At 45.8% G+C, this 17691-nt stretch carries 15 protein-coding genes; 2 read left to right on the top strand and 13 right to left on the bottom strand.

Annotated elements, in window-relative coordinates:
- Window positions 1-2: 2 nt before the first annotated feature.
- The 6 genes from mrdA to leuS all read right to left on the bottom strand — a co-directional run bounded on the left by mrdA (window position 3) and on the right by leuS (window position 7150).
- Complete coding sequence (mrdA, locus tag AC6R16_RS06100; protein ID WP_500673884.1) at window positions 3-1889, bottom strand: penicillin-binding protein 2; 1887 nt, start codon at window positions 1887-1889, stop codon at window positions 3-5.
- Window positions 1890-1895: 6 nt separating this feature from the next.
- Complete coding sequence (gene rlmH / locus AC6R16_RS06095) at window positions 1896-2366, bottom strand: 23S rRNA (pseudouridine(1915)-N(3))-methyltransferase RlmH (RefSeq protein ID WP_500673883.1); 471 nt, start codon at window positions 2364-2366, stop codon at window positions 1896-1898.
- Between the two features lie 3 nt (window positions 2367-2369).
- Window positions 2370-2714 carry a ribosome silencing factor gene (rsfS, locus tag AC6R16_RS06090; protein ID WP_500673882.1) on the bottom strand — a complete coding sequence of 115 codons (345 nt, stop codon included), beginning with the start codon at window positions 2712-2714 and terminating at the stop codon, window positions 2370-2372.
- A gap of 45 nt (window positions 2715-2759) precedes the next feature.
- The gene (holA, locus tag AC6R16_RS06085) at window positions 2760-3773 is read right to left on the bottom strand and encodes a DNA polymerase III subunit delta (protein ID WP_500673881.1); all 1014 of its coding nucleotides are present in this window, start codon (window positions 3771-3773) and stop codon (window positions 2760-2762) included.
- Window positions 3774-3781: 8 nt separating this feature from the next.
- Window positions 3782-4432: an LPS-assembly lipoprotein LptE gene (locus tag AC6R16_RS06080; RefSeq protein WP_500673880.1), complete on the bottom strand. Its 651-nt coding sequence runs from the start codon at window positions 4430-4432 to the stop codon at window positions 3782-3784.
- 144 nt (window positions 4433-4576) lie between these two features.
- Window positions 4577-7150, bottom strand: coding sequence for a leucine--tRNA ligase (gene leuS / locus AC6R16_RS06075; protein WP_500673879.1), 2574 nt, complete (start codon window positions 7148-7150; stop codon window positions 4577-4579).
- Between the two features lie 189 nt (window positions 7151-7339).
- Between leuS and AC6R16_RS06070 the strand changes: the two genes are divergently transcribed.
- Window positions 7340-7810, top strand: coding sequence for a zinc ribbon-containing protein (locus tag AC6R16_RS06070; RefSeq protein WP_004746239.1), 471 nt, complete (start codon window positions 7340-7342; stop codon window positions 7808-7810).
- Window positions 7811-8067: 257 nt separating this feature from the next.
- Here AC6R16_RS06070 and lnt read toward each other — a convergent pair whose 3' ends face one another.
- The 5 genes from lnt to miaB form a co-directional block, all read right to left on the bottom strand.
- Window positions 8068-9585 carry an apolipoprotein N-acyltransferase gene (lnt, locus tag AC6R16_RS06065; protein ID WP_500673878.1) on the bottom strand — a complete coding sequence of 506 codons (1518 nt, stop codon included), beginning with the start codon at window positions 9583-9585 and terminating at the stop codon, window positions 8068-8070.
- Window positions 9586-9621: 36 nt separating this feature from the next.
- Window positions 9622-10521: a CNNM family magnesium/cobalt transport protein CorC gene (gene corC / locus AC6R16_RS06060; protein WP_004746237.1), complete on the bottom strand. Its 900-nt coding sequence runs from the start codon at window positions 10519-10521 to the stop codon at window positions 9622-9624.
- Window positions 10522-10597: 76 nt separating this feature from the next.
- The gene (gene ybeY, locus AC6R16_RS06055; RefSeq protein WP_500673877.1) at window positions 10598-11062 is read right to left on the bottom strand and encodes an rRNA maturation RNase YbeY; all 465 of its coding nucleotides are present in this window, start codon (window positions 11060-11062) and stop codon (window positions 10598-10600) included.
- Window positions 11059-12168, bottom strand: coding sequence for a PhoH family protein (locus AC6R16_RS06050; protein ID WP_004746235.1), 1110 nt, complete (start codon window positions 12166-12168; stop codon window positions 11059-11061). The genes ybeY and AC6R16_RS06050 overlap by 4 nt, the downstream gene beginning before the upstream one ends.
- Window positions 12169-12276: 108 nt before the next feature.
- Window positions 12277-13701 (bottom strand): tRNA (N6-isopentenyl adenosine(37)-C2)-methylthiotransferase MiaB, encoded by a 1425-nt coding sequence (gene miaB, locus AC6R16_RS06045; RefSeq protein WP_004746234.1) that lies wholly within the window; start codon window positions 13699-13701, stop codon window positions 12277-12279.
- A gap of 286 nt (window positions 13702-13987) precedes the next feature.
- Here miaB and AC6R16_RS06040 point away from each other — a divergent pair, with 286 nt between their 5' ends.
- The gene (locus AC6R16_RS06040; RefSeq protein ID WP_500673876.1) at window positions 13988-15160 is read left to right on the top strand and encodes a 2-octaprenyl-3-methyl-6-methoxy-1,4-benzoquinol hydroxylase; all 1173 of its coding nucleotides are present in this window, start codon (window positions 13988-13990) and stop codon (window positions 15158-15160) included.
- Between the two features lie 72 nt (window positions 15161-15232).
- Here the strand turns inward: AC6R16_RS06040 and crr are convergent, their stop codons facing one another.
- On the bottom strand, window positions 15233-15742 hold the full coding sequence (crr, locus tag AC6R16_RS06035) for a PTS glucose transporter subunit IIA (RefSeq protein WP_004746232.1): 510 nt from the start codon (window positions 15740-15742) through the stop codon (window positions 15233-15235).
- 104 nt (window positions 15743-15846) lie between these two features.
- Complete coding sequence (ptsI, locus tag AC6R16_RS06030; RefSeq protein WP_171325316.1) at window positions 15847-17571, bottom strand: phosphoenolpyruvate-protein phosphotransferase PtsI; 1725 nt, start codon at window positions 17569-17571, stop codon at window positions 15847-15849.
- Between the last annotated feature and the right edge of the window lie 120 nt (window positions 17572-17691).

The following is a 17691-nucleotide window of genomic DNA, read 5'->3' as shown; positions in this document are numbered from 1 at the left end:
GGTTATTTCGCCTCTTCATTATCTACGAGAACATGATCAAATATTCTTCTTACTACAGGGGCCGCCTGAGAAGAACCACCGCCGGCATTTTCTAAAACGATAGTGACGATTAGCTCTGGATCTTCAATAGGAGCAAAGCCGGTAAATAGAGCGTGATCGCGTAGGTGTTCAGCAATTTCATCGGCGTTGTATTCCTCGTCTTCGCCGAGACCAAAGACCTGAGCGGTACCTGACTTTCCTCCACTCATATAAGGTGTTTTATAAAACGCCCGACGTGCCGTTCCTTTTTTGCCATGGTTTGCTAAGCGCATTCCTTCAATGGATAGGTTCCAAAAGCGATCTTTCACGCCCTCAATCGGAGGATAGGTGTATGTTTCTAGTGTAGACAGTTCGTGCTTATCGAACTTATCACCATTAACGATTGTCGCTCTTAGAAGGTGCGGTGCAACGCGCGTTCCTCGGTTAACCAAAACAGACGTTGCTTTGGCTATCTGCATCGGTGTCGCCGTCCAATAGCCTTGCCCTATACCGACAGGAATCGTGTCACCTTGATACCATGGCACACGGTGGCGAGCCATTTTCCATTCACGGGTTGGCATATTGGCTTTGCTCTCTTCGTGGATATCAATGCCCGTATAGTCTCCAAAACCAAACATCATCATCCAACGAGATATACGGTCAATGCCCATGTCATAAGCGATTTGATAGTAGAAGGTATCGACAGACTCCTCGATCGATTTAACGATATCAACTTTGCCATGTCCCCAACGTAACCAGTCTCGGAAAGGCCTTGTTTTTGAGTTTGGAATTCTCCAATAACCGGGGTCATTACGTGTTGTGTAAGGCGTGATAACACCCTCTTCTAGTGCCGCGACCGCCATAAACGGTTTGATAGTTGAGGCAGGAGGATAAATACCAAGCGTCGCACGGTTAACCAGCGGTCGGTTTTTATCATTCAAGAGTGCACTATAGGCCTTGCCCGAAATACCATGTACAAACGCATTGGGATCGTAGCTTGGGCTCGATACCATTGCTAAAACGCCATTGTCTTTAGGATCTAAAACAATTGCGCTGCCACGACGATCGGCAAGCAGTTCATGAATATAAAGCTGTAAATCAATATCGAGGTTGAGAACGATATCTTTGCCAGGAACAGGGGGCACATATTTAAGGGTGCGAATCACTCGGCCACGGCTATTAACTTCAACTTCTTGGTAGCCGGCTGTTCCATGCAGTAAGTCTTCGTAGAAGCGTTCAATACCTAGCTTACCGATGTCGCGTGTTGCTTGATAGTTTGCTTCTTTTTCTTCACGGATCAGGCGTTGTATATCGCGGTCATTGATTCGAGAGACATAGCCAATCACATGAGTAAGCACTTCACCATAAGGGTAGTGACGCTTAAGGGCGGCATTTATCGATACCCCAGGGAAGTTGTGCTGATTGACCGAGAACTTTGCCGCTTGCTCTTGGGTTAACTGGGTTAGGAGCGGCACGGATTTAAAGCGACGTGTTTGACGACGTTCACGCTTAAAACGTTCTATCTGCTCGGGGGTAATGGTTAGGATCTCTTGTAGACGACGGATTGTGTCGTCCATATCCTTAACTTTCTCTGGGGTGATCTCAAGACTAAACACTGGGCGGTTTTCTGCCAGTAGCTTTCCGTTGCGATCATAGATCAGCCCGCGGTTAGGGGCGATAGGCACAACCTTAATGCGGTTGTCATTAGAGCGAGTTTTATAGTCTTGGTATTGGTTGATCTGGATGTTGTATAGGTTAGTAATCAACACGCCTACTAATGCCACAATACCAATGAAAGCGACGATAGCACGACTTGTAAAAAGTCGTGCTTCTTCATGGTAATCCCTTATCCGGGTACGCTTCCTTAACATTAATCGTTATTCTCGATGGTAAGGGTGGTTAGCAGTGATGCTCCACGCTCTATATAAACTCTCAGCCATGACAATGCGTACTAATGGGTGAGGCAAAGTTAATGCTGATAAAGACCAGCTTTGATCGGCTGCTGCTTTACATGCCGGGGCGAGACCTTCAGGACCACCGATTAGAATCGACACATCTCTTCCGTCTAGCTTCCAGTTCTCTAGTTGCTGCGCTAATTGTGGGGTATCCCACTTTTTGCCAGGGATGTCGAGAGTAACAATTCGATTGCCTTTTGGCACGGCTACCAGCATGGCTTCGCCTTCTTTTTGCAGAATTCTTGCAATATCGGCATTTTTTCCGCGTTTTCCGGCGCTTATTTCCACAAGTTCAAGTGGCATATCATGAGGAAAGCGGCGGCGATACTCTTGGAAGCCTTCTTCGACCCACTTGGGCATCTTAGTTCCAACGGCAACAAGCTGTATTTTCATCGCTTAGCCCCAAAGCTTTTCCAGTTGGTAAAGCTCACGATGTTCTTCTTGCATCACATGAACAATAGTACTGCCCATATCCAATACGACCCATTCGCCTTCGGCCTCACCGTCGATACCCAGCGGCTCCATACCTGCTAGTTTAGACTCTTTAGCAACATGCTCTGCGATAGAAACAACGTGGCGCTTTGATGTACCAGTACAAACGATCATGAAGTCTGTAATACTTGATTTACCCTGAACATCGATAGTTTTGATGTCTTGAGCTTTCATGTCGTCAGCTTTGTCAGCAAGGAAGTTGTTTAACTCTTCAAATTGCAAGGTGTTGTCCTCGTTGGTGTTGTGCATTTACACAGGGTTGATTGTTTGCGGCGGCGAAGTATATCACGCTTTTTAAAGCTTCACTTGTGGCAAGCAAATCTCAGTACTCAACTGGTGTAATAGTGGCCAGCTAGACTGGTCGTATTGTGTTTTTACCAATAGCTCGATCTTTGCGAGCAACTGGAGAAGCTGCATGATTTTTTCGGGCTGCAAGCGGTTTAAAGCTGACGAGTACAGTGGGCGTTTTGATTGCCAAATACGGTAGCTTTCAAAAACTTGGCCTATTGGCTTAGTTTTAATTTGGGTCGCCATGTTAAGAAGCTGAGTGAGCTCTTTTTGTATCGTACGCGCGAGTATCACGCTCTCAATTCCTTCCGCCTCAAGTTGGCGTAAAATACGTTGTGAACGCTTGGCCTTACCCGCTAATAAGGCATCAACCCAATGAAAAGCGGTAAAGTGGTTGTGGCGACTTAGAGATTCCTCCAAACGCACCAAATTCAACACGCCATCAGGGTAGAGTAATGCAAGCTTTTCGAGGCTCTGAGTCAAAGCAAACAGGTTGCCTTCATGCCATTGGGCGAGCATCTGTACCGCTTCTTGATCTGGCTTAAGGTTGAGTGCTCGGCAACGCGCTTGTACGAATTGCGGCAATCTTTGAATATCAGGTGTTAAGCAATTCACCCAGCATCCTTGAGCAGACAGCGCTTTAAACCATTTTGCGTTTTCTTGAGCTTTGGTCAGTTTGCTACCAATGACGACTAACAACACATCGCTATGAAGTAGTTCAGCAACAGCAATTAGCTCTTTAGCAATCGCGACATTGACTCCTGACTCAGGTAGCTCCAGCTCAATGACTTGTCTGGCTGAAAACAAGCTCATGGCCTGACAGCTGTCATAAACAAGATTCCAGTCAAATGAACTATCGATAGCAAAGCGGTGTCTTTCTTCGAATCCTTGTGCAAAGGCGGCTTTTTGAATCGATTGGCGAGACTCTTGAATGAGGAGTGGTTCGTTGCCAAAAATCAGGTAAGTAGGGTGGAGCTGCTTGCTAAGCTGCTCCACTAAACGGTCGGCGAAGATTCGCATAATGGTAATTAGTTAGCAGGGGCTTCAGATGTGACGTTACCCTGAGCATCTTCAGCGTAATATGTTTTCACGCGGTACTGCTCTTCTTCCACCTTAAGTAAAGCTTCCTGTTCTTCGTCAGAAAGCATTGTACCAGCTTCTATATTGGCTTTCAGTCGAGCCATTTGACGAATGATCTGTGAAGCGGCTAGCTTACGCATTTCATCTTCAATCATGTCTCGTTCGACCGACTTAGCAAGCGCGGTCAACGGGTTATCTAGGTAGCTCCGCGTTACACTGGTAGAGAAGGTCTTTGAGCCTAGCTCTGGAACCGTCACGCGGTAAGAGGCACGGAAAGTAAGCTCGATTTCCGCTGCGCGAGTGTTTTGGTAAAGCGATAGTGTACGCTCACCCACACCTTCTCCAAGAAGATGTAAGTTAGGAATGTTAGCGGCTGGCGGGACGACATCAATTTCGCTCATACGCAGTTGCCCTTTCATCATACGTGTAAAGCTGCTGTATTGGTCGTAGCTGGTTAGAGACATGGTTTCTAACTCTTCAGGAACCGAGTAGTCACCACGTAGATGGAAACCACAAGCAGACAATAAACTTGCCATTAGAACAACACTGGTGAGTTTTACAGAAGTAAATGAAATAAGGCGCGACGCACTACGAAACATGGATTTAGGGCTCTCGATTATTGGAATACTTATCTTAGGGTTCTAATACCTAGAATAGCTGATAAAACACTAAGATAAGTAAAGCAGGGTAACAATATACCCTGCTTATGACTTAAGAAGCGACGATTAGTTCGCAACTATTCTTTAATTTGCAACAATGTTTAGAAGTTTACCCGGTACGTAAATCACTTTACGAATCGTTTTATCTTCTGTGAACTTAGTAACGTTTTCATCGTTTAGACCTAGAGCTTCAATATCTTCTTTAGAGATATCCGCTGGTACAGTCAGTTTCGCACGTAGCTTGCCGTTTACTTGAACGATGATGAGCTTCTCGTCTTCAACCAGAGCTTTCTCATCGTGAGTTGGCCATGCTGCGTTGTCGATGTCTTCTTGACCCAACGCTGTCCACATTTCGAATGAGATGTGCGGGGTGATTGGGTAAAGCATTGCAACAACCGCTTTCAGTGCTTCATCAAGGATTGCACGATCTTGTACAGATTCTTGAGGTGCCTTCGCTAGCTTGTTCATCAGTTCCATGATTGCTGCGATTGCTGTGTTGAACGTTTGACGACGAGCAATATCGTCAGTCACTTTGGCGATTGTCTTGTGAACGTCACGACGAAGTGCTTTTTGGTCGCCAGACAGTGCAGATGCATCAACAGTTTCTGCTGCGCCTTTCGATGCGTGTTCGTTAACAAGTTTCCAAACACGTTTTAGGAAGCGGTTAGCTCCTTCTACGCCAGACTCTTGCCACTCAAGCGTCATGTCTGCAGGTGATGCAAACATCATAAATAGACGTACTGTGTCAGCACCGTACTTGTCTACCATCTCTTGTGGGTCGATACCGTTGTTCTTCGACTTAGACATCTTGATCATGCCTGAGTGTGTTACATCGCGGCCTTCGTTGTCTTTAGCAGAAGTGATGCGGCCTTTACCGTCTCGCTCTACAGCAACGTCAGTTGGAGCAACCCATTCTTTACCGCCTTTGTCGTTCTCATGGTAGAACGCATCTGCTAGTACCATGCCTTGACAAAGTAGTTGCTTGAACGGCTCGTCAGATGTTACGTAACCTGCGTCACGTAGCAGTTTGTGGAAGAAGCGCGAGTACAGTAGGTGCATACAAGCGTGCTCAATACCACCGATGTATTGGTCTACTGGTAGCCAGTAGTTCGCTTTTTCTGGTTCTAGAATGTCGTCAGCTTGTGGCGAGCAGTAACGTGCGTAGTACCAAGAAGACTCCATGAAGGTATCGAACGTATCAGTTTCACGTAGAGCAGGTTCGCCGTTAAAGGTAGTCTTTGCCCACTCTTTATCAGCTTTGATTGGGCTTGTTACGCCATCCATTACCACGTCTTCTGGAAGAATCACTGGTAGTTGGTCAGCTGGTACTGGGTGAACTTCACCATCTTCAGTGGTTACCATTGGGATTGGTGCGCCCCAGTAACGTTGACGAGATACGCCCCAGTCACGTAGACGGAAGTTAACTGTCTTAGTGCCTTTGCCTTCAGCTTCTAGCTTGGCTGCGATTGCATCGAATGCTGCTTGGAATTCAAGGCCGTCGAACTCACCTGAATCGAATAGTACGCCTTTTTCTGTGTAGGCTTCTTCAGAGATGTTCAGCTCGCTGCTGTCAGCGGGCTTGATCACAGGTACGATATCTAGGGCGTACTTAGTTGCGAATTCGTAATCACGTTGGTCGTGTGCAGGTACTGCCATTACAGCGCCTGTACCGTAGTCCATCAGTACGAAGTTAGCCACGTAAACTGGAACTTCACGACCGTTCAATGGGTGAATAGCAGTAAGGCCAGTCGCCATACCTTTCTTCTCCATTGTCGCAAGCTCAGCCTCTGCTACTTTGTTGTTCTTACACTCTTCGATGAACGCTGCAAGCTCAGGGTTGTTCTCAGCTGCGATTGCCGCTAGAGGGTGACCTGCTGCGATACCAACGTAAGTCACACCCATTAGTGTGTCTGGACGTGTTGTGTAAACTTCTAGGTCTTGTTGACCCTTAACTTCAAACTTAAGCTCAACACCTTCAGAGCGACCGATCCAGTTGCGCTGCATGGTCTTAACCATTTCAGGCCAGCCATCAAGGTTGTCTAGATCGTCCAGAAGCTCTTGAGCGTACTCAGTGATTTTGATGAACCACTGTGGGATCTCTTTTTGCTCTACTGGAGTATCACAGCGCCAGCAGCAGCCATCTTCAACCTGCTCGTTTGCAAGAACAGTTTGGTCGTTTGGACACCAGTTAACTGAAGAAGTCTTCTTGTAAACTAAGCCTTTGTTGTAAAGCTTAGTGAAGAATTCTTGCTCCCAACGGTAGTACTCAGGCGTACAAGTAGCGAACTCACGGTTCCAGTCGTAACCAAAGCCTAGAAGCTTAAGCTGGTTTTTCATGTACTCGATGTTTTCGTAAGTCCACGGTGCTGGTGCCGTGTTGTTTTTCACAGCTGCGTTTTCTGCAGGTAGACCAAATGCATCCCAACCGATTGGTTGCATTACGTTTTTACCTTGTAGGCGTTGGAAACGAGAGACTACATCACCGATAGTGTAGTTACGCACGTGACCCATGTGCAGTCGGCCACTTGGGTAAGGGAACATGGATAGACAGTAGAATTTTTCTTTATTTGGGTCTTCACTTACAACAAAGGTCTTGTTGTTGTCCCAGTGCTGTTGAACTTTTTGTTCAATATCTTGCGGGTTGTATTGTTCTTGCATCGATGATGTCCGGTTATCTTGGAATTTGTGAGTTCGGTTAGAACAGACTTAAATAGATCGTCATAGAATACCTAAAGGAAAGGTGCACAACAATAGCCAATCCATACTCTCCTTAGCTTTAAATGGTTAGGGGGCGACCTTGAGTCGACATATCGAGTTTGTTTGTGAGATTCATTACGGAGGTCAGCGATGCCAAAAAGAAAAGCAGGTTATGAAGAGATGCTTGAAGACGTTGTGGAAACGCTCAAGCATAGCCCAGATGAAGTTAATCATGTTATTGAAACTTCAGGGAAAGTAGCACAAGCCGCCAATGATCTCACCAAAGATGAGTTGGCTTTGGTCTCGGCGTATGTGAAGTCGGATTTGAAAGAGTTCGCTGATAACTACGAAGAATCCAAGGGGGGACCATTCTATTTGATGGTCGCTGACTCGATTTGGCAGGGTCTGTTAGATATTACTGACCGGACTAAAGTGGAGTGGGTAGAGTTGTTCCAAGATCTCGAACATCAAGGGCTTTATCAGGCTGGCGAAGTGATTGGATTAGGGGTATTGGTCTGTGATGAATGTGGACACAAAACCCAATACAACCACCCAACGGTGATTATTCCATGTACCAATTGCGGACATAAAGGGTTTAGCCGTCAGGCGCTCAAACCATAGGCGGAGCCGGGAACGGAATTCGTCCTACGGGATGCAGGAACGCTGCGCTCGAGAGTCGAGACCGGGCTTCGCCCTTCGAGAGTTTCTCGTTCCCGCATCCCGAATCCATAGCGAAGCGTTCCTAAATAAAAGGGTTGATACCATGTACCAACCCTCAAAAACTTTCCAGTTATCCAGTTATCCAGTTATCCAGTTATCCAGTTATCCAGTTATCCAGTTATCCAGTTATATATAGGACGAAGTCCGTTCCCTTATCTCTAAGCGCAGCGTTCCCTACTTCTCCACCCAACAACCAAACTCAACACAACCCAAAAATACATCGGCCAGGTGCCAAACTGACGGTAAGGGGTTTCGCCGGATGTCGATGGGATCTCGGCGCGTAAAACAGCGGTTTCGAATTGCGGAACTTGGGCTGTGATATGACCTTTATAGTCTGTCACTGCTGTCACACCGTTATTGGTGGCGCGAATAACAGGCTTACCAAGCTCAAGTGCTCGCATACGGGCGATTTCCATATGTTGCAGCGGGCCAATTGAGTGCCCGAACCAAGCGTCGTTAGACAGAGTGAGGATAAAATCCGTATCTTGATTGACGTTTTGTCTTACCTGCTCATTAAAGATGATTTCATAACAAAGAGCTGGGGCCATTTGTTTGCCATTGGCGTCAATGTTGGGTTGGACAAAATCACCACGGCTAAATGAAGACATCGGCAGATTAAAAAACGGCGCGATCGGTCGCAGCACTTCTTCAAATGGGACAAACTCACCAAACGGCAGTAGGTGATGTTTATGGTAACGAAGGTTCATGTCGTAGCTGTAATCCCCATTCGGATTTTTACCCAGTGTGAGAATGCTGTTGTAGAACTTCTTATCTTCGCCTTGATTGACGATTCCGGTTATTACCGCACTATTATTCATACGTGCTGCAGAATCGAGATTGCTCAGGAAAGAGGAAATCTCGTACTCAAGCGCTGGTATCGCCGCTTCCGGCCAAATGATGATGTCCGCATCCCAGTTCTCACGAGTAAGGTCGGTGTACTTCATAATGGTCGGCCAGCGTTGGCTTGGTTGCCACTTTAACTCTTGTGCGATGTTACCTTGAATGAGTGCAACTTTGGTCGTTTGCTCTGGGTTTGGCGTTACCCACGCAGCAGACTGCAAACCAAAACCTGTCATAAAGATCACTGATGGGATGAGCAGCAGTAACCATTGGCGATGTAAGCTTGCATAAGAAATCGCTCCTGCACTGACAACCATTAGTAAAGTTATAAACTCTACGCCGCCAAGTGGAGCGAAATTACCCAATGGGCTGTCTATTTGGCTGTAACCTAGCCATAACCACGGGAAACCCGTCATGACCCAACCACGGAGCCAGTCACAGATAAGCCAGAGAGCAGGTGCGACTAACATGTATCGAGTGCGTGTTGACGCAGGGAAAAAGCGATTAAGACTCCAAGTGAACAGGGCTGAGTAGATGGCTAAATAACCGACAAGCAGCGCCATGAGAAAGACGCTGGCAATTTTCGGCATACCGCCAAAATTATCGATGCTGACGTGAACCCAGCTGATGCCGGTGGCAAATTGACCAAGTCCCCATGCGTAACCAATCCATAGTGCACGTTTCGCTGATTGCTGGTGGATAAGGAGCAGAAGAATGGCAGGGCTAACAATCGCTAGCGGCCATAATTGATAAGGTGCAAATGCAAGTGTGGTTAATGCGCCAACAAAAACGGCCGCAAGCGGCCGTTTTAGGCGATGAAAAAGGGAATTTATCATCGTATATATTATCTCTTCCCCTAGGGGAGGTTAGCGTTACTCTTCAGTAGAGTCTGCAATGAGCTCTTCGTCAGGAATGGTAACTTGTAGCTGCACAACACGACGGTTATCTGCTGAAGTCACTTTGAAGTTATATCCTTCAATTTCTACCACCTCGCCACGAGAAGGTAGATGACCAAATGCTGTCATAACCATACCACCTACAGTGTCGACTTCTTCGTCGCTGAAAGAGGTCCCAAACGTATCGTTAAATTCTTCGATAGTGGTTAGAGCCTTCACTGCAAAAGTGTGTTTGCTTAGCTTGCGAATATCCAGTTCTTCTTCATCGTCGAATTCATCTTCGATTTCACCAACGATTTCTTCAAGGATGTCCTCGATGGTCACAAGGCCAGATACGCCGCCAAATTCATCAACAACGATAGACATATGATAACGTTCCTCGCGGAACTCTTTGAGTAGGCGATCGACACGCTTACTCTCAGGAACAACGACCGCTGGGCGGATAACTTGCTCGATATCAAATGGCTCGCTGCCAGAACCTAAGTATTTAAGTAAGTCCTTCGCTAACAGAATACCTTCAACATGGTCTTTATCTTCACTAATTACTGGGTAGCGAGAGTGCTGAGCATCAGTGATAAGGTTGATTAGTGCGTCTAAATCGTCACTGCGGTCAACCGTAACCATTTGCGAACGCGGTAACATGATGTCACGCACACGCATTTCAGAGATCTCCATAACACCTTCAAGCATGTCTCGGGTGTCGTGGTCGATCAGGTCATTTTCTTCAGAGTCACGGATAACATCCACAAGCTCTTGGCGATCTTTTGGTTCACCTTGAAAAAGTTGACCTAGGCGTCCGAAGAAGGACTTTCTACTCGGACCTTCAGATTTTTCTTTCTTACCTTCTAGAGAAGAGGGCGAATTGTCTTCGTTCATTGTTTCTCATTTAAGTAACGCTATCAGATGTGTGATAGCTCACGTTGGTAAAACCGAGTTGAAAACAGTCTCGACTTTACGCTTTCTCATCAATGTAGGGGTCTTCGAAACCCATACCTTGCATGATTTCTGTTTCGAGTGACTCCATCTCTTCAGCTTCGTCATCATCGATATGATCATAACCTAGCAGATGCAGGCTACCATGTACAACCATATGCGCCCAGTGAGCCATTAGAGGTTTGTTTTGCTCTACCGCTTCACGTTCTACAACTTGTCGGCAGATGATCAGATCGCCGAGCAAATCCATCTCAATACCAGGAGGCGCTTCAAATGGAAAAGAGAGCACATTGGTCGGCTTATCTTTACCACGATAGTCATGATTTAGTTGGTGACTTTCTTGTTCATCAACCAGACGCACGGTAATTTCTGCTTGCGGTTGGAATTTTGTCACCGCTGAGCTTAACCAGAGATGAATATCATCAAAACTTGGTAAGCCTTTTTCATCTTCGACCGCTAATTGTAGATCTAGTTCGATACTCATGACTTACCTTCAGCGGTTTCTGCTTGTACTTTTTTTGAAAGTTCAGCTTTAGCTGTTTCGATCAATTGTGCTTCGCGCTCTTCACGACGTTTCTTTTCGAACTCTTTGCGTTCTTTTTGATCTTTCGCTTCCCATTTCTCATACGCATTGACGATACGTGCGACAACTGGGTGACGAACAACGTCGTCAGACTGGAAGAAGTTGAAGCTGATGTCATCGACTTCACTCAGCACCTCAATGGCATGGCGTAGCCCTGACTTAGCCCCGCGAGGTAAGTCGATCTGGGTGATATCACCTGTGATCACAGCACGCGAGTTAAAACCAATACGAGTTAGGAACATTTTCATCTGTTCCACTGTGGTGTTTTGGCTCTCGTCCAAAATGATGAAAGCATCATTGAGCGTACGACCACGCATATAAGCCAGCGGCGCAACTTCAATCACGTTGCGTTCAATTAGTTTTTCAACCTTCTCGAAGCCGAGCATTTCGAATAGGGCATCATATAGCGGACGAAGGTACGGGTCGACTTTCTGGCTCAAATCACCCGGTAAGAAGCCGAGTTTCTCACCCGCTTCAACCGCAGGGCGAGTCAGTAAGATGCGACGAATTTCTTGACGCTCTAAAGCATCTACCGCTGCCGCAACCGCAAGGTAGGTTTTACCTGTACCCGCAGGACCGATACCGAAAGAGATGTCATGAGTCACCATGTTCATCAGGTACTGACCTTGGTTAGGTGTACGAGGTTTGATGACACCTTTTTTGGTCTTGATGAACACTTCTTTACCGTGCTCGAAGCTTGACTCAAGGTCTTGCTCTAAAACACCTGTCTCTTTGATCGCAAGGTGAATTTCATCGGGTTCTACGTCTGGAATATTGCCACGAACAGGAGCGGTATTGACGTAAAGTGTTTTGATGATTTCAAGTGCCGCAGCGCTAGTATGTGGTTTACCAACGATAGTAAAGAAGTTGCCACGGTAGCTGATTTCGACGCCTAAACGACGCTCTAAGTGCTTGATATTGTCATCGAAAGGACCGCACAAACTGGCTAAGCGGCGGTTATCAGAAGGTTCTAGATTGATTTCTAGAGTTACAATTTTATTGCTCAAAGTTGCCTCTCAAAATATGCCATTCGAAAGAAGCCCGATTTAGACCGGGCTTCTAATGGCGATCGTTACCTATCTCTAAGATGGTAACTTATACAGCTATTTTCAAGCTTAAGGCGTAAAAGTCGCTACACCTAGCTCATCTTCACGTTTGGTGCGAGCCATCATTTGCGTTGGTGAAATGATAGATCGTAGGTCCATATCTTTTTCAGTACGAACCAATTCGCCACGTAGTGAGTTAGCGAAAACGTCAGTGATCTTCACATCAACAAACTGACCGATTAGATCTGCGCTGCCTTCGAAGTTAACCACGCGGTTGTTCTCTGTACGTGCGCGAAGTTCCATTAGATTCTTTTTCGATGGACCTTCAACAAGAACGCGTTGTTCAGTATCGAGCATCAAGCGTGAGTAACGCATAGCTTGCGCGTTTACGGTTTGCTGCAGTTCGTACAGACGTTCTTTCTTTTCTTGCTCTGGTACATCACATGGGTAGTCCGCCGCTGGCGTTCCCGGACGAGGAGAGAAGATAAAGCTAAAGCTCATATCAAAATCAACGTCTTTGATTAGCTTCATCGTATCTTGGTGGTCTTTCGCCGTTTCACCAGGGAAGCCAACAATGAAGTCAGAACTGATCTGAATATCAGGACGCGCTTTACGCAGCTTACGAATGATCGACTTGTATTCAATCGCAGTGTGTGGACGCTTCATCATAGTTAGAATACGGTCACTACCACTTTGTACAGGTAGGTGCAGGAAGCTCACAAGCTCTGGCGTATCTTCGTAGACTGCGATGATGTCGTCAGTAAATTCTAGTGGGTGGCTAGTCGTGAAACGAATACGGTCAATGCCATCAATAGAAGCAACAAGGCGTAGCAACTCTGCGAAAGAGCAAATATCGCCTTCATGGGTTGGACCACGGTACGCGTTTACGTTCTGGCCTAATAGGTTTACTTCACGTACGCCTTGATCAGCAAGCTGCGCGATTTCGAATAGTACGTCATCCATAGGACGGCTAACTTCTTCACCGCGAGTGTAAGGTACTACGCAGTAAGTACAGTACTTAGAACAACCTTCCATAATTGAAACGAACGCTGTTGCTCCTTCAGCACGAGGCTCTGGTAGACGGTCAAACTTCTCGATCTCAGGGAAAGAGATATCCATAACAGGCGCTTCATTTGACTGTGACTGTTTGATCATCTCAGGCAAACGGTGCAGCGTTTGTGGGCCAAAGATAACGTCAACAAATGGCGCACGCTCGCGGATGTGGTCACCTTCTTGAGTAGCAACACAGCCACCAACACCAATAACCACACCTTCTTTTTTATCTTTTAGCGTTTTCCAACGACCAAGCTGGTGGAATACTTTTTCTTGCGCTTTTTCGCGAATTGAACAGGTATTAAGAAGTAGTACATCTGCCTCTTCTGGTTCTTCCGTCAGCTCATAGCCGTTAGCCGCGTTCAGTAGATCCGCCATTTTTGATGAATCGTATTCGTTCATCTGGCAGCCCCAGGTTTTAATTAGCAGTTTCTTACTCATTTTGTTCGCTCGATCGTTAGTTTAAATTAAGGGAGCAAATCGCCCAATGTTTCCAGTAAGCCATTCATTTGAGTTTAATGTATGACTAAATTTTGTGCCTATAGATTGGCAAGCGGCGTATTGTACTGGTTTAAAAACCTACTGACTAGTGTTGCTGTAAAATCTATTCAAAGCGTTATCAATCAAGGGATTTGCCCATAGTACGCCTGAGGTTTTTCGTTACATTTTAGTAATGAAAACGTACAATAAAAAATAGTCAAATAATCAATATGATGAAGTATAAATTATGACCAAGTTTGATGTTGCAGTGATTGGTGGTGGCATGGTTGGAGCGGCTACTGCTATCGGGTTTGCCAAGCAGGGTAGGAAAGTCGCGCTTGTCGAAGGTTACGCGCCAAAAGCTTTTTCTCCAGAGCAGCCAATGGATATTCGTGTTTCTGCTATCTCTGAGCATTCTGTTTCCATACTAGATGAACTTGGCGCTTGGCAAAAGATTGAGCAAATGCGCGTCTGCCCATATCGCCGCTTAGAAACGTGGGAACACCCTGAATGCCGCACTCGTTTTCACTCTGATGCTCTAAACATGCAACAACTTGGTTATATCGTTGAAAATCGACTGATTCAGCTCGGCTTATGGCAACAACTAGAGCAGTTCGAAAATCTTTCGCTGTATTGTCCAGACACGTTAGAAAGCATCAATTTTGATGAGGTCAATCGAGTCGAACTAACGTCTGGAGAGTGCTTTGACGCCGAATTGATCGTTGGCGCTGATGGCGCTAATTCTAAAGTACGTCAATTGGCAGGAATCGGCATTACCGCTTGGGATTACAGGCAGCATTGTATGTTGATTAATGTTGAAACTGAGCTTGCTCAGCAGGACATTACTTGGCAGCAATTTACCCCGCATGGGCCTCGCTCCTTTTTGCCTTTAGCAACATTAGTTTCTCAATCACAGGAGACAGGACAAGGTTCATTAGTCTGGTATGACAGCCCGAAGCGCATAAAGCAGCTCTGTTCGCTGACGCCTGAACAATTGAGGGAAGAAGTCTTAACCCATTTTCCTACTGAACTCGGCGATATCAAAGTGCTTCAGTTTGGTTCTTTTCCTTTAACTCGTCGTCATGCGCAAACCTATTCCAATAATAATTGTGTGCTGGTGGGTGACTCTGCACATACCATTAATCCATTGGCAGGGCAGGGCGTCAATCTTGGATTTAAAGATGTCGCAATCTTACTGGCGGAGTGTGAAACCTCAATTGATGGCTCCGTACTGAAACAGTATGAGCGCAAACGCCGACCAGATAATCTGTTAATGCAATCAGGAATGGATTTGTTCTACAAAGGGTTTAGTAACGATATTGGCCCACTAAAACTGGTTCGTAATGCGGCACTTAAAATCGCTGAGAATACTGGACCTCTTAAAACACAGGTTCTCAAATATGCCTTGGGTTTGAAGTGAATGAATGTGAGAGAGATAGAAAACAAAAACGCAGCCAATTGGCTGCGTTTTTTGTGCGTTGCTAAGTAGGAATTACTTAGTTACACGTAGTACTGGAGTTTCACCAACAGTTACAGAACCAGAAAGCTTGTTCAGCTCTTTGATTTCGTCCATGTTAGAGATAACAACAGGAGTTAGAGTAGACTTTGCCTTCTCTTCTAGTAGCGCTAGATCAAACTCGATGATAGTGTCGCCAGCTTTAACTGATTGACCTTCTTCAGCGATACGCTTGAAGCCTTCGCCTTTTAGCTCAACTGTATCGATACCGAAGTGAACGAATAGTTCAACGCCATCGTCAGACTCGATAGAGAATGCGTGGTTAGTTTCGAAGATCTTACCGATAGTACCGTTTACAGGAGCTACCATCTTGTTGCCAGCAGGCTTGATCGCGATACCGTCACCAACAATTTTCTCAGCGAAAACAACATCTGGCACATCTTCGATATTTACGATTTCACCAGATAGAGGTGCGATAATTTCGATTGCACCTGCTTCTGCGCTGTCGTCAGATACTAGCTTCTTAAGTTTGTCAAACAGACCCATTGTGTCATGCTCCTAACGTTTTATTTAATTCTGTCGAATTATAGTATACCAATCTCAGAAGATAGACGACAATTTTTGCCGCCTATCTTATTGGAATTAGCTGATTATTGAGTTTTCTCTGCGATGAATTTTTCTACAACCGCTTCAATCTCTGCTGCTGTTGGTAATGAAAGTGCTTCTTCAGCCATTGCTTTCACTTCAGCAAAGTTAGAGTTACGGATGACTTTCTTCACTTTAGGAATAGAGATGCCGCTCATTGAGAACTCGTCTAGACCCATACCTAGTAGAAGAAGTGTTGCACGCTCATCACCTGCAAGCTCACCACACATACCAGTCCATTTACCTTCGGCGTGAGACGCGTCGATAACTTGCTTGATCACAGTTAATACTGCTGGTGATAGTGGGTTGTAAAGGTGAGAGATCATCTCGTTACCACGGTCTACCGCTAGCGTGTACTGAGTTAGGTCGTTAGTACCGATAGAGAAGAATGCTACTTCTTTTGCTAGGTGGTGAGCGATAGCCGCTGCTGCTGGAGTTTCAACCATTACACCGATTTCGATTTCTTCATCGAATGCGTGGCCTTCAGCGCGAAGCTCTGCTTTGTACTCTTCGATTGCTTTCTTAAGCTCACGGATTTCTTCTACAGAGATAATCATTGGGAACATGATACGCAGTTTACCGTGTGCAGAAGCACGTAGGATGCCGCGTAGCTGGTCACGAAGGATTTCACGACGGTCTAAGCTGATACGTACTGCACGCCAGCCTAGGAATGGGTTCATCTCTTGTGGAAGATCCATGTATGGAAGATCTTTATCACCACCGATGTCCATTGTACGGATGATTACGGATTCACCGTTCATTGCTTCCGCAACTTCTTTGTACGCTTGGTACTGCTCTTCTTCAGTTGGTAGAGCATCACGGTCCATAAATAGGAACTCAGTACGGTACAGACCAACACCTTCACCACCGTTACGGATGATACCGTCACAGTCTTTAACTGTACCGATGTTACCGCAAACTTCTACGCGGTGACCGTCAGTTGTTTCAGCGTGTAGGTCTTTCAGCTTCGCTAGCTCTTCTTTTTCAGCGATAAAGGCAGCTTTTACTGCTTTCGCTTCTGCTAGTTCGCCTTCAGAAGGGTTGATAACGATCTTGTTGTTCATCGCGTCAAGAATCAGCATGTCGCCGTTCTTAACTTGTTTAGTGATGTCGTTAGTACCCACAATCGCTGGAAGCTCAAGAGAGCGCGCCATGATAGAAGTGTGAGAAGTACGACCGCCGATGTCACAAGCAAAACCAAGAACGTAGTCTAGGTTGATTTGTGCTGTTTCAGATGGCGTTAGGTCGTAAGCGACTAGGATAACTTCTTCGTTAATATCGCTTAGAGAAACGATATTGATACCTAGTGCGTTTTTAACAAAGCGCGTGCCGATATCACGGATATCTGTTGCACGTTCTTTTAGGTATTCGTCGTCTAGAGATTCTAGAGCAGATGCTTGCTCTTCGATAACCGTGTGGATAGCGTTATCAGCGTGCATCTTGTCATTTTTGATTAGCGCTAGGATTTCTTCCTCTAGCTCTTCGTCTTCAAGAAGCATGATGTGACCTTCAAAGATCGCTTCTTTTTCTTCACCGAAGGTTTCAAGTGCTTTCTGCTTGATAGTTTCAAGCTGAGCAGATGATTTGTTACGCGCGTCGAAGAAACGGGCAACTTCTGCTTCTACTTGATCATCAGAAATAGTGTTTGTGTTTAGGACAATTTCATCTTCTTGAAGTAGTAGTGCTTTACCGATAGCAATACCTGGAGATGCTAGGATGCCTGAAATCATAGCCTTACCTTAAATTGGTCAACTTTAAAACGGGAGAATAATGAGTGCGCTAACGAATATATGTAGCTTATATTTGGGCCTATTTCCAACAAAGCCATTTTGCTTTCACAAAATGGCTTT

It is taken from the genome of Vibrio sp. R10-SG3-ISO10, assembly GCF_059834185.1.
The sequence above is the reverse complement of the archived record's forward strand: the minus strand, read 5'-3'. Positions and strand labels throughout refer to the sequence as shown.

Excerpts from the sequence above, each read along its gene's own strand:
- mrdA (WP_500673884.1), bottom strand. The coding sequence starts at position 1,889 with ATGTTAAGGAAGCGTACCCGGATAAGGGATTACCATGAAGAAGCACGA.
- rlmH (WP_500673883.1), bottom strand. The coding sequence starts at position 2,366 with ATGAAAATACAGCTTGTTGCCGTTGGAACTAAGATGCCCAAGTGGGTC.
- rsfS (WP_500673882.1), bottom strand. The coding sequence starts at position 2,714 with ATGCACAACACCAACGAGGACAACACCTTGCAATTTGAAGAGTTAAAC.
- holA (WP_500673881.1), bottom strand. The coding sequence starts at position 3,773 with ATGCGAATCTTCGCCGACCGTTTAGTGGAGCAGCTTAGCAAGCAGCTC.
- AC6R16_RS06080 (WP_500673880.1), bottom strand. The coding sequence starts at position 4,432 with ATGTTTCGTAGTGCGTCGCGCCTTATTTCATTTACTTCTGTAAAACTC.
- leuS (WP_500673879.1), bottom strand. The coding sequence starts at position 7,150 with ATGCAAGAACAATACAACCCGCAAGATATTGAACAAAAAGTTCAACAG.
- AC6R16_RS06070 (WP_004746239.1), top strand. The coding sequence starts at position 7,340 with ATGCCAAAAAGAAAAGCAGGTTATGAAGAGATGCTTGAAGACGTTGTG.
- lnt (WP_500673878.1), bottom strand. The coding sequence starts at position 9,585 with ATGATAAATTCCCTTTTTCATCGCCTAAAACGGCCGCTTGCGGCCGTT.
- corC (WP_004746237.1), bottom strand. The coding sequence starts at position 10,521 with ATGAACGAAGACAATTCGCCCTCTTCTCTAGAAGGTAAGAAAGAAAAA.
- ybeY (WP_500673877.1), bottom strand. The coding sequence starts at position 11,062 with ATGAGTATCGAACTAGATCTACAATTAGCGGTCGAAGATGAAAAAGGC.
- miaB (WP_004746234.1), bottom strand. The coding sequence starts at position 13,701 with ATGAGTAAGAAACTGCTAATTAAAACCTGGGGCTGCCAGATGAACGAA.
- AC6R16_RS06040 (WP_500673876.1), top strand. The coding sequence starts at position 13,988 with ATGACCAAGTTTGATGTTGCAGTGATTGGTGGTGGCATGGTTGGAGCG.
- crr (WP_004746232.1), bottom strand. The coding sequence starts at position 15,742 with ATGGGTCTGTTTGACAAACTTAAGAAGCTAGTATCTGACGACAGCGCA.
- ptsI (WP_171325316.1), bottom strand. The coding sequence starts at position 17,571 with ATGATTTCAGGCATCCTAGCATCTCCAGGTATTGCTATCGGTAAAGCA.